Annotated in this window: 14 protein-coding genes; 5 read left to right on the forward strand and 9 right to left on the reverse strand. The window is 60.5% G+C overall.

The genetic code is table 11. From position 1 onward, the window contains the following. Window positions 1-6: 6 nt before the first annotated feature. The 3 genes from K5R88_RS26155 to K5R88_RS26165 are packed head-to-tail and all read right to left on the reverse strand — an operon-like array spanning window position 7 to window position 2,790. Complete coding sequence (locus K5R88_RS26155) at window positions 7-507, reverse strand: hypothetical protein (RefSeq protein WP_226298640.1); 501 nt, start codon at window positions 505-507, stop codon at window positions 7-9. A gap of 52 nt (window positions 508-559) precedes the next feature. Next, complete coding sequence (locus K5R88_RS26160) at window positions 560-2,077, reverse strand: sensor histidine kinase (RefSeq protein WP_226298641.1); 1,518 nt, start codon at window positions 2,075-2,077, stop codon at window positions 560-562. Then, window positions 2,074-2,790 (reverse strand): response regulator transcription factor, encoded by a 717-nt coding sequence (locus K5R88_RS26165; protein ID WP_226298642.1) that lies wholly within the window; start codon window positions 2,788-2,790, stop codon window positions 2,074-2,076. Before K5R88_RS26165 ends, K5R88_RS26160 begins: the two co-directional genes overlap by 4 nt. A gap of 150 nt (window positions 2,791-2,940) precedes the next feature. On the opposite strand from K5R88_RS26165, the gene msrB reads away from it, so the two are divergent. Genes msrB through msrA form a run of 3 tightly spaced genes read left to right on the forward strand, consistent with a single transcriptional unit; the run spans window position 2,941 to window position 6,008 of the window. After that, on the forward strand, window positions 2,941-3,459 hold the full coding sequence (gene msrB / locus K5R88_RS26170) for a peptide-methionine (R)-S-oxide reductase MsrB (protein ID WP_226298643.1): 519 nt from the start codon (window positions 2,941-2,943) through the stop codon (window positions 3,457-3,459). 34 nt (window positions 3,460-3,493) lie between these two features. Next, window positions 3,494-5,269, forward strand: coding sequence for a cytochrome c biogenesis protein DipZ (locus tag K5R88_RS26175; protein ID WP_226298644.1), 1,776 nt, complete (start codon window positions 3,494-3,496; stop codon window positions 5,267-5,269). Window positions 5,270-5,300: 31 nt separating this feature from the next. After that, window positions 5,301-6,008, forward strand: coding sequence for a peptide-methionine (S)-S-oxide reductase MsrA (msrA, locus tag K5R88_RS26180; RefSeq protein ID WP_226298645.1), 708 nt, complete (start codon window positions 5,301-5,303; stop codon window positions 6,006-6,008). Between the two features lie 16 nt (window positions 6,009-6,024). Here msrA and K5R88_RS26185 read toward each other — a convergent pair whose 3' ends face one another. Then, window positions 6,025-7,038 carry a sensor domain-containing diguanylate cyclase gene (locus tag K5R88_RS26185; RefSeq protein WP_008025438.1) on the reverse strand — a complete coding sequence of 338 codons (1,014 nt, stop codon included), beginning with the start codon at window positions 7,036-7,038 and terminating at the stop codon, window positions 6,025-6,027. Window positions 7,039-7,103: 65 nt separating this feature from the next. Then, entirely contained in the window at window positions 7,104-8,009 is a 906-nt protein-coding gene (locus K5R88_RS26190) for a LysR family transcriptional regulator (protein ID WP_223554792.1), read from the reverse strand. A 102-nt stretch (window positions 8,010-8,111) separates the two neighbouring features. Between K5R88_RS26190 and K5R88_RS26195 the strand changes: the two genes are divergently transcribed. Continuing rightward, a complete protein-coding gene (locus tag K5R88_RS26195) occupies window positions 8,112-9,287 on the forward strand; it encodes an aspartate aminotransferase family protein (RefSeq protein WP_226298646.1) in 1,176 nt (391 codons plus the stop codon). 87 nt (window positions 9,288-9,374) lie between these two features. On the opposite strand, the gene K5R88_RS26200 is transcribed toward K5R88_RS26195, so the two are convergent. The 4 genes from K5R88_RS26200 to K5R88_RS26215 all read right to left on the reverse strand — a co-directional run bounded on the left by K5R88_RS26200 (window position 9,375) and on the right by K5R88_RS26215 (window position 12,949). Beyond that, a complete protein-coding gene (locus K5R88_RS26200) occupies window positions 9,375-9,890 on the reverse strand; it encodes an adenylate kinase (protein ID WP_226298647.1) in 516 nt (171 codons plus the stop codon). A 64-nt stretch (window positions 9,891-9,954) separates the two neighbouring features. Next, on the reverse strand, window positions 9,955-11,877 hold the full coding sequence (locus tag K5R88_RS26205) for an alkaline phosphatase D family protein (RefSeq protein WP_226298648.1): 1,923 nt from the start codon (window positions 11,875-11,877) through the stop codon (window positions 9,955-9,957). An 83-nt stretch (window positions 11,878-11,960) separates the two neighbouring features. Beyond that, complete coding sequence (locus K5R88_RS26210) at window positions 11,961-12,344, reverse strand: hypothetical protein (RefSeq protein WP_226298649.1); 384 nt, start codon at window positions 12,342-12,344, stop codon at window positions 11,961-11,963. Between the two features lie 35 nt (window positions 12,345-12,379). Continuing rightward, a complete protein-coding gene (locus tag K5R88_RS26215; RefSeq protein WP_226298650.1) occupies window positions 12,380-12,949 on the reverse strand; it encodes an NAD(P)H-dependent oxidoreductase in 570 nt (189 codons plus the stop codon). A gap of 92 nt (window positions 12,950-13,041) precedes the next feature. On the opposite strand from K5R88_RS26215, the gene K5R88_RS26220 reads away from it, so the two are divergent. After that, window positions 13,042-13,941 (forward strand): LysR family transcriptional regulator, encoded by a 900-nt coding sequence (locus K5R88_RS26220; protein ID WP_226298651.1) that lies wholly within the window; start codon window positions 13,042-13,044, stop codon window positions 13,939-13,941. Window positions 13,942-14,098 lie beyond the last annotated feature (157 nt).

A 14,098-nucleotide genomic window follows, 5' to 3' on the forward strand; every position in this document is an offset into this window, starting at 1 on the left:
CGGCTCCTACAGGATGGCGGGCTTCAGGGAGCGGAACGTTTGATAAAACCGGAATGAGCGTCCGCAGAACAAACCGCTCGAAAAGCCTGATGCACAGGCCTTGAGCAACACCATCGACAGCGTGGCCGAGTGCTGCGGATCAACCTCGGCCTGATAGCCAAAGTAATAGTTAACAGCGAAAAACAGCAGGTAGAGCACCAGGGTTTTTGTCGTGCGCGGCACGATCAGCCCGGTTTGCGCTTGATCCAGCTCGACACCCTTGCGCGAAAAAATCACCAGTGCGACGACACTGCCCACGATCACCGCAGCCAGCCAGCAACTGATTGAGAGTGAAACGTCGGGTGTCAGATTCAACGAATACAGCGACCAGCCCAACAAAATCGGCGGTGTGATCAGCAGTGAAAACTTGCTTTCACGGGTCGGGGACAGGGCTTTGATGCCGTAGTAACAGAGCAGCAGAAATATTGCATAAACCCACAGCGGGGTATTTTCCAGGGTGTTGAGCATCGAGCAGCGTCCTTGCCGAAAAGTGAAGTCGGGATCATAGCGGTTGCGGCGACTATTTCCCCGGTGAATTCAGATTCATCGACCGCACCGCCCATTGCTCTGCGGTTTGCTGATCAACCGGCAATGTGAAGCGGAACGTTGCACCACGCCCGGGCACGTCGATCAGCTGGATATCGCGACCGTGCAGTTGCAGGATCCGATGCACGATTCGCAGCCCGAGTCCGCCATCGCGCCGTGCCCCGCCAATGTTGAACGGGCGCAGGAACAACCCTTCGCGCAGCTCTGGCGCGATGCCGGGGCCGGTGTCGCTGACGGTGACTTCGACGAAAGACCCTTGAGGGCGCAGGCTCAGTTCGACTTCCCCACCTTGGGCGGTGTGGCGCAGAGCGTTGTCGAACAGATTGGTGAGCACCCGTTCAATCAGCCCCAGATCGGCGCAGGCGGCTGCAACGTTGGGGGCAAAGTTGGCTTTCAGTTCGACCTGACGCGCCTCGGCGGTCAGTTCGAATTTCTGGAAGATGTCCTGCACCAGGTCGGTCAGGGAGAAGCGCTCCAGCACCGGTTGCACAAAACCGTGTTCCAGGCGCACCAGTTCCAGCAGCGATTGCGCCAGACCGCCGACCTTGCGGCTTTGATCCAGGGCGATGCCGAGGTAGCGACGGCGGTCGGCGGGGGACAACGTGGCGTCCTTGAGCGACAGGGTTTCCAGATAACCGTGCAGGGAGGCCAGCGGCGTGCGCAAGTCGTGGGAAATGTTCGCCACCAATTCGCGGCGCTCCTGATCCTGGCGGGTCAACGAACGCCATTGTTCACTGAGGCGCGCCTGCATCTGGCGGAAGGTGGCGTCGAGAATGGCAATTTCATCGTGGCTGGCGGTTTTTTCCACCGGCGCTGACTCAGGAGGCGTGGCCGGGACGCCATCGATGTCGAACTGGCTGACGGTTTCGGTCAGTCGGCGTAAAGGGCGGGTGATCAGTGCAAACGCGGTGAGACCGGCAATCAGGCAGAGCAATGCGACCAACCCGATCGATAACAAGGCGGTATTGAGCGCCGCACTGGTGGCGCCGCGTTCAGCCAGGCGATCGTGGTCCTCACCGAGCAGCACCACGTAGAGATAACCAGCCGGCTTGCCGTCAACTTTCAGCGGCGCGGCGCTGAACACCTTGCGCGCATCAGCGCTGCGCGGGTCGTCGCCAAGAATCGGCAGGGCATCGCCTTTGAGCAGGCGCTGGATCGGCGCGAGGTCGATCTGCTGTCGATGAATCCGGCCCTCGGGCGCAGCACTGCCGACAATCTTGCCCTCGGTGTCGAGCAGATAGACCTCGACACTGGGATTGACCAGCATCAGTTTGCTGAACAGGTCACGCACGGCATTGGGCATCAGGCCCTGGGTGTCCATCAGCACGGTGTCACGGGCGATGTGCTGGGCCAGATCCCGCGACAGCCCTTGCACCACTTCCTGCTCATGCATCTGGTTGGAACGCACCTGCATCCATGCCGAGGTGCCGCAGCACACCAGCAACAGCACGGCGAACACCAGCGACAGCCGCTGGGTGAGGGTCAGCCTCATGGCTGTTCCTCCCTGGCCGCGAATTTGTAGCCACGGCCCCACACCGTGAGGATGCGCGCCGGTTGTGCCGGGTCGGCCTCGATTTTCGCGCGCAGGCGATTGATGTGGGTATTGACCGTGTGCTCGTAGCCTTCATGGCTGTAACCCCACACGGCATTGAGCAGGTCCATGCGCGAGAACACCTTGCCAGGCTGGCGGGCGAAGAAATACAACAGGTCGAACTCCCGTGGCGTGAGATCGAGGCGGCGACCGTCAAGGGACACGTCGCGGGTGATCGGGTCGATGGCGAGCCCGTCCGCAATCAGGCTGCCGGCGTCCATTTTCAGGTTGCGGGCCATGGCGTCGACCCGTCGCAACAGCGCTTTGACCCGGGCGACCAGCTCGAGCATGGAAAAGGGTTTGGCCAGGTAATCGTCGGCACCGAGTTCCAGCCCCAGAATCCGGTGCACTTCACTTGAGCGCGCGCTGGTGATGATGATCGGTGTGTAGCGGGCCATGGCGCGGGCGCGCCGGCAGATTTCCAGGCCATCGACGCCCGGCAGCATCAGGTCGAGGATCAGTGCATCCCAGCTTCCTTGCTGCAGCATTCGCATGCCTTCATCGCCATCGGCGCAGTGCACCACCTCGAACTGCTCATCACGAAGATGTAGGCAGATAAGGTCGGCGATATGCAGGTCGTCCTCGACCACGAGGACGCGTTTGGTCGGTTCCATCAAGCTCAATCCTTCGGCGCAATGAGCGCATTGTGCGGGTTTTCCGGGGCCAGAGTTATCACGAATTGTTTAACTTCCCGTGAGGATTTGGCGATCAACCCAAGCCTAGGCTGTGTTCCATGAAAGGCACTTTGGATTTTGGAGGCGGCCATGTTTTCACGGCGACAATTTCTTGTAGCGAGCGGCGGGCTGGGGGTTGCAGCCCTGGCGGTCGGTGTATTGCCAAAATTTGCTGCCAGCTCTGCGCTGGTCAGCGAGGCCAGCGCGGCGGAGGTTTTCGAGGTGACGCACACTGACAGCGAATGGCGTGCCCTGCTCAGTGACGAGCAGTATGAAATCCTGCGGGAAGAGGGCACTGAACGGGCTTACAGCAGTGCGCTGAACAATGAGCATCGTGATGGGACCTTTGCCTGTGCCGGTTGCGATCTGCCGCTGTTTTCCTCTGCCACCAAGTTCGACAGCCACACCGGTTGGCCGAGTTTCTGGGCACCGCTGGACAAGGCAGTGGCGACCCGTCAGGACCGGTCCTTTGGTGTGTTGCGCGAAGAGGTTCACTGCCGGCGTTGCGGCGGTCATCTGGGCCATGTCTTCGACGATGGGCCCAAACCTACCGGTCTGCGCTACTGCATGAACGGTCTGGCGATGACCTTCAAGCCACAGGCGGCTTGATTCCTTTTTTTCTCATTTCCTGCAGGTCGACGCTATGTGGCTTCTGGTCCTCGCTTATCTCGGTGGTGTGCTGACGATCGTCAGCCCGTGCATTCTGCCGGTGTTGCCGTTTGTCTTCGCTCGCACCGGGCAGCCGTTCATGAAGAGCAGCCTGCCGCTGCTGGCGGGCATGGCGCTGACCTTCGCGCTGGTCGCTTCATTGGCGGCAGTAGGCGGCGGTTGGGTGGTGCAACTCAATCAGTACGGGCGCTGGCTCGCGCTGGTGTTTGTCGCCCTGTTCGGGCTGACGTTGTTGCTGCCGCAGTTGGCCGAACGTCTGACGCGCCCGTTGGTGGCGGCTGGCAGTCGGTTGTCGGAGGCGGCGGGCGCCGATGCCCGGCCGCGTCCCGGTGCTTCGTTTTTGATCGGTGTTGCCACGGGGCTGCTCTGGGCGCCGTGTGCCGGGCCAATTCTGGGCCTGTTGTTAACCGGCGCCGCGCTGCAAGGGGCAAGCATCGCCACCACCCTGTTGCTGCTGGCCTACGCCGCTGGTGCCGCCACTTCCCTCGCGGTTGCGCTGCTGCTGGGCGGTAAGGTTTTCGCCGCAATGAAGCGTTCCATCGGTGCTGGCGAGTGGGTCCGTCGAGGTTTGGGCGCGGCCATGCTGGCCGGTGTGGCGGCGATTGCGTTGGGGCTTGATACCGGGATTCTGGCGCGGTTTTCCACGGCATCTACCGGTGGTATCGAGCAGGCGCTGGTGGGCCGTTTGGCCGGTAAGACACCGAACGGCAGCGGGGCGATGATGGCGAGAACCCCGGCTGCTGATGGTGCGATGAGCGTGGCTGACAAAGCGCCGGGCACACTGCCCATCGAAGGTAAGCTTCCATCGCTGGATGGCGCCGTGCAATGGCTCAACTCGCCACCACTCGATGCCCAGGCGTTGAAGGGCAAGGTAGTGCTGGTGGATTTCTGGACTTATTCCTGCATCAACTGCCTGCGCAGCTTGCCCTATGTAAAAGCCTGGGCTGAAAAATACCGCGATCAGGGGTTGGTGGTGATCGGCGTCCATGCACCCGAATTCGCCTTCGAGCGCAACGTAGGCAACGTCACCAAAGCCATGAAGGACCTGGGTATCAACTACCCGGTGGCCATCGACAACGAATTCAAGATCTGGCGAGCTTTCAACAATGAGTATTGGCCGGCCCACTATTTTGCCGACGCCCAGGGGCGCATTCGTTATCACCACTTTGGCGAAGGCGAGTACGCCGAGTCGGAGCGGGTGATCCAGCAATTGCTGCGTGAAGCGGGTGCCGCCAAGGTGGATGACGGGTTGATCAATGCCAATGCCGAGGGTGTTCAACTCGCGCCGGACATGAACGAAGTGCAGTCGCCGGAAACCTATGTCGGCTACCAGCGCTCGGAGCATTTCGTCCCCGAAACCAGTCTGGTTCCCGACAAGTTGACGACCTACAACCCTCCGCCGCAACTGGCCCTGAATGACTGGAGCCTGGGTGGTCAGTGGACGGTCGGTCCGGAGCGGGCCACTTCAAGCGCGCCCGACAGTCGCATTGTCTACCGCTTCCACGCACGTGATTTGCATCTGGTACTGGGCCCCGGTGCAGACGGCAGGCCGGTGCGTTTCAAAGTGCTGATTGACGGAAAAGCCCCCGGCGATGCCCACGGTACGGACGTGGCGCCCGATGGCAGCGGTAGCGTCACCGAACAACGTTTGTATCAACTGGTGCGCCAGTCCGGCGCAGTAACGGATCGGACGTTCAGCATCGAATTTCTCGATCCGGGTGTCTCGGCATATGCCTTTACGTTCGGTTGATCGCCACTTCACTGATTCAGGAGTCCGCCTCATGAAAACCCTGTTCAACTTGCGTCGCACCCTGTTGGGACTGGCCGCCGCTGGCGTCATCGGTCAATGCTCTGCGTTCTCTTTCGGATCCACCGAAGACGCGGTCATCATCCCCGCACCCACACTCGACGAAATCACCCAGGCCCACAGCGAAACCGCCGTGTTCGCCGGCGGCTGCTTTTGGGGCGTCCAAGGTGTGTTTCAGCATGTCAAAGGCGTGAAGAAAGCCGTCTCCGGTTACGCGGGCGGGGCGGCCGACACCGCTCAATACGAGCGGGTCAGCGGCGGAAATACCGGTCACGCGGAATCGGTCGAGGTGACCTTCGACCCCACTCAGGTCAGCTACGGCACCTTGTTGCAGATCTACTTCTCGGTGGCTCACAACCCGACCGAACTCAATCGTCAGGGACCTGACCACGGCACGCAGTATCGCTCGGCGATTTTTCCGGAAAACAGCGAGCAGCAACGTGTTGCCCAGGCCTACATTGCCCAGCTCGACGCTGCGAAATCGTTCAACAAACCGATCGTCACCAAGCTCGAAACCTATAACGGTTTCTACCCGGCAGAAGAGGAACATCAGGACTTTCTGACAGAACACCCCACCTATCCGTACATCGTTATCAACGATCTACCGAAAGTGGCGCAGTTGAAGAAGTTGTTTCCGGAGCGGTATCAAGAGAAACCAGTGTTGGTGAAGGCGGGGATGTGAGGGGAGAGAAAAACGCTCACCCCGAAATCACATTCTTGCCCGCCACTTTCGACCGATACAACGCTTGATCAGCCCTGGCCAGCAGCCCGGTCTGTTGTTCTTCTTCAAAGCGTTGTACGACGCCAAAACTCATGGTGACTTGAAAGTCTCCCACTGGCAGCAAACTGGCGACGCTATGGCGGATTGTCTCCGCGAGGCTTCTGGCGTCGGCCAACGGGGTATCGGGAAGAATGATGATGAACTCGTCACCGCCCCAGCGCGCCAGCAAATCGCCGTCGCGTACGCAATGTTTCACGCTCTGGACTACCTGCACCAACGCGGCATCCCCCAAGGCATGACCGTAGTGATCGTTGATGTTCTTGAAGTCGTCGATGTCCATGGCAATCAGCGACAGCGGCTGTCGGAAGCGCTGGGCGCGATCACATGCCTGAGGAAGGTCCTTGCTCAGGCGATGGCGATTGGCGATTGTGGTCAGTGCGTCGGTTTCCGCCAGTTTGCGGTTTTCTTCGAGCTGAATCTGCAGTTGCTGGTTGACCCGGGATAACTCGCGGGTGCGTTCTTCGACGATGGCTTCGAGGGATTTGTTCTTTCGTTCAAGCTCTTCGAACAAGCGCTTCTTGTCTTCAATGCTGCGGTGCGCACCGACCATGCGCGCCACCGAACCGTCGGCGTTGCGGGCGAGCACGTAGCCGCGGTCTTCGACCCAGGTATAGCTACCATCCTGCATGCGGCAGCGATACTCGGCCTGATAGCCGGGAGCCTGTTGGCTCAGGTAGGCGTCAAACAGGGCCATGACCCGTGGGTAATCCTCGGGATGCATCACCGATTCCCAGGTGAATACCGTGTTGTTGAGGGAATGAGGCGCATAGCCGAGCATTTCGTACCAGCCGCGGTTGCGGTAAACGAACCCGGTATTGGCGTTCCAGTCCCAGATGCCATCACTGACCAGTTCCAGAATGGTGTGCAGCATGTCTTCGTTCAAATCCGACAGATTGAACTTCAACGCTTCAATATCCGAGGCCCCATCCATCACTGCTCTCCCTGACCAAAGCGACCCGCCAGTCGAGGAGATTAGTCGATGGTGCATTCAACCGCCTAGTGCTTGCCCCACATCCCCATGGCGAAGTCGACGAAACGGCGTAATTTCGGCAAGCGGTAGCGATCCTGAGCGTACATCAGGCTCATTGGCCGGCTCGGCGGCGGGTAATTCGGCATCAAGGCCACCAGTGTTCCGTCCTTGAGGTCTTGTTCTACCAAGGCGTCGGGTAACAGCACGATGCCCATGCCGGTGCGTGCCGCCTGATGCAAACCGGCGGAGCTGTTGATCAGCATCGGTCCACTGACCGCCACCGCTACCTCGCCTTCGGCCCCGCTCAGACGCCATTCCTTTTCCACCGATTGCCAGTCATCACCGGCCGGGTAGGCGAAGGACAGGCAGTCGTGGTGTCGCAGGTCATCAGGTTTTTCCGGGTTGCCGCGACGCGCCAGGTAGATCGGCGATGCGCACATGGTCAGGGTGTAGTCCACCAGTGGACGGGCGATCAGGTTGGTCTGTTCCATGTTGCCCAGGCGAAACGCTACGTCGATGCCGTTTTCAAGCAGGTCCGGACGGCGGTTGGTGAGGACAACGTCCAGTTTGACGCGTGGGCACAGTAGGGCGAATTCGCTGAGCGCCGGTGCCAGTTTTTCCGTGCCGAACGTCAGCGGGGCGGTAATGCGCAGGGTGCCGCTCGGCTCGTCGAGGGCCTGCTCGGCGAGGCGTTCGGATTCGGCCACCAGTCCCAGCACTTCCAGGCAGCGTTGATAGTACGCGGTGCCAAATTCCGTCAACCGTTGGCGCCGGGTCGTACGGTTGAGCAAGCGCACACCCAGACGCTGCTCCAGTGCCCGCAGGTGATTGCCCACCATGGTGGTGGACATTTCGCACTGAAAAGCGGCGGCGGTCATGCTGCCGGATTCCACCACCCTTACGTACACGGTCATTGCCTGGAACAAATCCATTATCAAGCCCTACTTTAAAATGATTGAAGTATTGCAGCGTTTATCCAGTTCAGGTGGCTAACCATACTGCAAAAACACCGACCATTGATGGAGCTTGATGTCATGACCGCCGCCTGCCTGATGAGTACTTACCAACCGCTGGCACTGAGTTTCAGTAAAGGCCTGGGCACGCGCCTGTGGGATCAGGCCGGTCGTGAATACCTGGACGCGGTAGCGGGCGTGGCGGTGACCAACGTTGGGCACTCTCATCCTAAAATCGTCTCGGCGATCAGCGAACAGGCCGGCCTGCTGCTGCACACCTCCAACCTCTACAGCATCGACTGGCAACAGCGGCTGGCGCAGAAACTGACGCGCTTGGCGGACATGGAGCGGGCGTTCTTCAACAACTCCGGCGCGGAAGCCAACGAGACCGCGCTGAAACTGGCGCGGCTGCATGGCTGGCACAAAGGCATCGAACAGCCCTTGGTGGTCGTCATGGAAAACGCGTTCCATGGCCGGACGCTCGGCACCCTGTCCGCCAGCGATGGCCCGGCCGTGCGCCTGGGGTTCAATGAACTGCCGGGTGATTTCGTCAAAGTGCCGTTCGGCGACCTCAAGGCGCTGGACAAGGTCCAGCAGGCCCACGGCGCAAGAATCGTGGCAATCCTGATGGAGCCGATCCAGGGTGAAAGCGGCGTGCAACTGGCCCCGCCCGGTTACCTCAAGGCCGTGCGCGACCTGTGCAATCGGCGTGGCTGGCTGATGATGCTCGACGAAATCCAGACCGGCATCGGCCGCACCGGCCAGTGGTTTGCGTTCCAGCACGAAGGCATTGTTCCGGACGTCATGACCTTGGCCAAAGGCCTCGGTAACGGCGTCCCCATCGGCGCCTGCCTGGCCCGGGGCAAAGCCGCCGACCTCTTCACCCCCGGCAGTCACGGCAGCACGTTCGGCGGTAATCCACTGGCCTGCCGCGTGGGTTGCACCGTGCTGGACATCATCGAAGAACAGGGCCTGCTGGAAAACGCCAAAATACAGGGCGACCGCTTGCTCGCCAGATTGCGCACCGAGTTGGCCGATGACCCGAACGTGCTGGCGATTCGCGGCCAGGGTTTGATGATCGGCATCGAACTCAAGCAACCGATTCGCGACCTGACCCTGATCGCCGCCCGGGATCACGCCTTGCTGATCAACGTGACACGGGGCAAGACCATCCGCCTGCTGCCACCGCTGACGATTGATGAGCGCGAGGTGGAGATGATTGTCAGAGGGGTTGGTCGGGCGGTGAAAACGGTCTGAGCTACTTTAATGCTGACCGCTTTTTGTAGGAGCCAGGCTTGCCGGCGAAGGCGCGCTTGAGGACGCTTTCGCCGGCAAGCCTGGCTCCTACAGGTGCGGTTCGCTCTTATACGGCCGGGAATCAGCGAAGTCGGTGATGTCCGCGCGGTTCATGAGTCGCAGTTTTGAACCGGCGAACCCTTCGAACAACTGCTGATGCGCGGCAAACCCACTGGAACCCTCGCGAGCACGATAACTGCCGGCCCAGTCGAGCAAGGCGATCAGCCTCTCGTCCTGCTCATCCCGATTCGCCTCACGCAGACGAACATTGGCAACGCATTCCTCATCGCCAACACACAGCCAGATCAACGCCGTGGCCCTGTGGATAAGTTCGCTTACGATCCAGCCGTAGACACCTTCGATCACCCAGCGCTCTTCATCTGCTGCGATCCGCGCCATGCCCAGGGCTTCGGCGCGGGGGCGGGTGATGCTGTGTTCGTCGGACAGCCAGTGAATCGCGTCCAGATCAACCCACGGCGCTTTCAAGTGATCCGCCAGGCGCTTGGCCAGCCAGCTCTTGCCGGAGCCGGAATTGCCAATGATCACGGTTCGGATGAGATCCATAAATCACCACGATCTACTGTAGGAGCAAGCTTGCTCGCGATGCAGACAACTCGGTCTCTCGCCTTCAGTCTTCAGCCTCAGGCGCCACCATCCGCGTCTTCGGCGAGCCATCCGAGTTGTGCTGGTAAATCGCCTGCGGCTGTCCTTTTTCATTAAAGAACACCTGCCCGATCCCCGCCGAATTCCACAACCGTTCACCCGCCTCGGCATGCTCCGGGACATGCGGCACGATGCGCATGCGCCGGCGTTTGGTCAGCCAGTTCAGCGGTGAACGTGGCGAATAGAGCCAGCGGTTGAGGCGGTCGAACCATTCCAGCAGCGTCGGCGGAAATTCGTTCTTGATGCCGCTGCTGGTGATCTGCCAGATCCTGGGGCCCGCCTTGCGGTGTCGGATCAGCACTTCGTAGACGAAGGAATAATGCACATCGCCTGACAGCACCACGTAGTTACCCGGTGTACGCGAGTGTCGGAAAATGTTCAGGATCACCTGCGCCGCGCCGCGATGGGCCATCCAGTTTTCTGCATCCACCAACAGGGGATAACCGAACCAGCTGAACACCCGTTGCACGGTTTCGATCAGCTTCACACCGAACACCGGCGCGGGCGAAACGATGATCGCCGACGGGTGATCCAGCAGTTCCTGTTGCAGTTCGCAGAGGGCTTCCCAGTCCAATAGACCCGAGGGTTGCTTGAGTGTCATCTCGCTGCGCCAGCGCCGGGTGCGGGTGTCGAGCACTACCATCGCCGGGCTGGAGGGCAACACGTAATGCCAGTGCTGAAACTTCAGCAGCTCATCGATCAAGGCGTCCTGCACCGGGCTGTCGAGATAGCCGTCTTCCCCGGTCGCGCTGAAACCATCGGTCTTCGCCAGCACCGCGCCGAACGCATCCGGGTTGTTGCCCCAGCCCTGGCACAGCATGTAAGCGATCAGTGCGTTGCCGATGATGCGCTTGGAGAACGGGTGGCCGTAGGCCGTTTCCTCCCATTGCGCGGAAAGATTCCAGTCATCGGTAATATCGTGGTCGTCGAAGATCATCAGGCACGGCAGATGCGCGAAGGCCCGTGCGACACCACCCAGGCCAGCCTTGAAGGTATCGATGCGGGTCTGCTCCAGCGCATAACGCTCGCGCCGTTCGGGAATCAACTTCGGCGGTTTTGGCTTGATCAGCGTCCAGGGTGTCGGCGACCACACCAGCAGGTACATGGCCATGACTTCAGCGAATGTCACCAGGTGATTGTCGGCACTGCTGCTGGTGAAAATCGGCTTGCGCGCCCCGCCGAAAAATCGCTCGCGCAGGGTTTCATTGCTTTGCAGCGCCGGTAACAAATCCGCACGGTGGTAGTAGCTGGCCGCATGCTCATAGAGCTTGGCGCTGTCGCTGACCACGGCGCCTTCGAGGTGTTCGCCGAACAATCCCAACCGTGCGATCAAGGCATGAATGGCCCGCAGCATCGGTCCGGCGACATCGTCGGCGTACACCTGGTCACCACTCATCATCAGCAGCGCCGGGCGCTCAGTGGCCTCGTGTTCCGAGGCCAGCAAATGATCGACACAGAGCAAGCCGTCGGCGGCGGGATGGTGAGGTTTGCGGCAAGAGCCATGCAGCAGTTGGTCGATCCGCGAGCGCAAAACAAAATTCGGGCAGCGTGCTTCGCCATACAACAGATGCGGCGCCCATTCGGCGATGCCCGTCATCGCGTCATCAATCAACAGGTCGTATTCGATCAGCGTGTCGCAGGGCAGGGCGTTGTCGAGCGGCACATCGATCAAATGAATAAAGGCGTGCGTTCCGACGGGAATGATCGTGCATTGCCCGGCGTCGAGGCGGATGTCGCCAACATCTTGCAGGCGCAACGTCAGCGACAACGCCCGCGTGCCCACGAGCCACAGCACCAGCCGTGAAGGCTCCAGGCGCCGCAACAGCGGCCCGACCAGAACCGGTGGCAGTGGGGTGCAGTTGTCAGGCAGTGGCAGTGATTCGGACATCCGGGTTCAAGACTCTTGGCGCACAGGCCGGCGATGATAACGCAGACCTCTGCCTGAACTTCATCAATTGTCTGGGGTAACGTTTACTTGGCGGGAAAGGTCGTTACCCACAGCAACAGCGTGAAAAATGCCGCCACCACACTGCAGGCCCCGGCGATAAAATGACGGCCGACCGGATGTTCGCCTTCCTTGAATCGGGCGATGACGAAGAGCCACGTCCCGATGAACACCCCGATGAACGCCATCAACGAATAAAGAAAATACGCCGGGCCCCGTGTTCCAGCCTGTTCGGGTGCCATAAAGATCAGCACGACCACACCCACAAGGAAACTGGCCAGGACACCTGCCAGGTTGGCCAGCCACAGATTGACGCTGCCACGATTCCTCACGATCCAATGCCATATCCCCGCTGATGCAGCGAGGAACACCAAAATGCCGAGGGGTACCATTGATTCTTCCTTGTTCATGGGGCGGGAGAGACGATGGCGTGCACGATATCAAATCAATGGCTTTGAGCTGAAGAGCGTCGTGGGTTGTGTTGAAACTGCTCGATCCTGGCCCGGTATTCAGTGGCGATGACATGCAACTTCGAGCCCGGCAGCTTGTTGGCCCGATACACCAGAAACGGCTCGCTCCACGCCCATTGGCAGCGATGCGCAGTCGCGCGCAATGGTTGCAGCAATTGCTCAAGGGGAAACAGGTTAACGCCGGTTTCACTGTAGGCCTCGGGCGTATTGCCCGCCGTCGCCACAATCATGATCGGCAACCCTTCAAGCCTGGAACCCTGCGCTTCATAAGCGATGTAGTACATCTGCGTCAGCACGCGGTCCTGCCAGTTTTTCAGCAGCGCCGGGGTCGAGTACCACTGCACCGGAAATTGCAGCACCAGCCGCTTTGCCGACAACAAGCGCTGCACCTCCACGGCGGTGTCGACTTCATCGGTCGGGTAAAGCCCATACAGATCGACGATGGAGACGCCCGGCAGATCCTTCACGGTATCGAGCAAGGCGCGGTTGGCGTGTGAACGTCCCAGATCCGGGTGAAAACTCATAATCAGCGTGGTGTCGTTCATGGGATTACCCGGTTCAAGTGAAGGGAGCCACAGCGTGCCAGCGTGCTATAAATTGCTCCAATGGATGGTTTGTCTAATTAGGTATTGATTCAATGAATCTACGTTCGGTGGATCTCAATCTGTTGACCGTGCTCGATGCGTTGCTCGACGAAGCCCACGTCTCCCGCGCCGCCGAGCGTGTCGGCCTGTCGCAACCGGCAGCCTCCAATGCGCTGGAGCGTTGTCGGCATCTGTTCCAGGATCACCTGCTCGAACGCGTACCGGGCGGCATGCAACTCACCCCCAAGGCGCAGGCCTTGCGCGGTCCGTTGAAGCAGATTCTGGGCTCGGTCAGCACGCTGGTCGGCGCTGCCAGTGCCGACCTGAGCACCCTGCGCCAAACCGTGCGCATCGTCATGGCCGACTTCCCGGCGATCATCGTCGCGCAACAGTTGCACCAGCGACTGGCCGAGTTGGCACCGGGCATCGACCTGGTGATTCAACCCTGGCAGGGCGGCGAAGCGGCTCAGGAAAGTTTGAGTCGCGGCCAAAGCGATCTGGCCATGTCGGTCTTCCCGCCCCTCGGACCGGACTACACCCGACGTCTGCTGTTGCACGAGCATTTCGTGGTGGCGATGCGCGCCGGGCATCCTGCAATTGCAGACTTCAATCTCGAGCGCTGGCTGAGTTATCCACACGTGCTGGTGTCTGGCCGGGGCGCAACCTGGGGCCCGCTCGACGAATTGTTGAAAGGGAGGGGGCTGGCGCGACGGGTCGGGATCGTCGTGCCGAGCTTTGTCATGGTTCCGGATCTGCTGCTGGGCTCGGACCTGATTGCGATGTTGCCCAGCCAATGCCTGTCGATGCCGATGGCCAAGACGCTGCACGCCGTGCAACCGCCGATTGAGGTTGAGGGATTTGCGGTGCATCTGGCCTGGCATAAACGCCGCGATGAGGACGCGGCGGTGCAGTGCGTAGCGCGGGTGTTGGAGGAAGTGATCGCTGCTCACTGACATCCGCCTCACCGTTGGCGACCAGCCAGCGAAACAGCTCGCTCACCGACACCGTGTGACTGCGCTCGATCCAGCGCACCACCGCCGGGCCGTAGTGTTCGGTGTAGCGGGTGAGCACCAGTTGGCGACAGTCTGCGGACAGGCGCAGGGTAATTTC

This window comes from Pseudomonas sp. MM213 (assembly GCF_020423045.1).
Taxonomy (GTDB): domain Bacteria; phylum Pseudomonadota; class Gammaproteobacteria; order Pseudomonadales; family Pseudomonadaceae; genus Aquipseudomonas; species Aquipseudomonas migulae.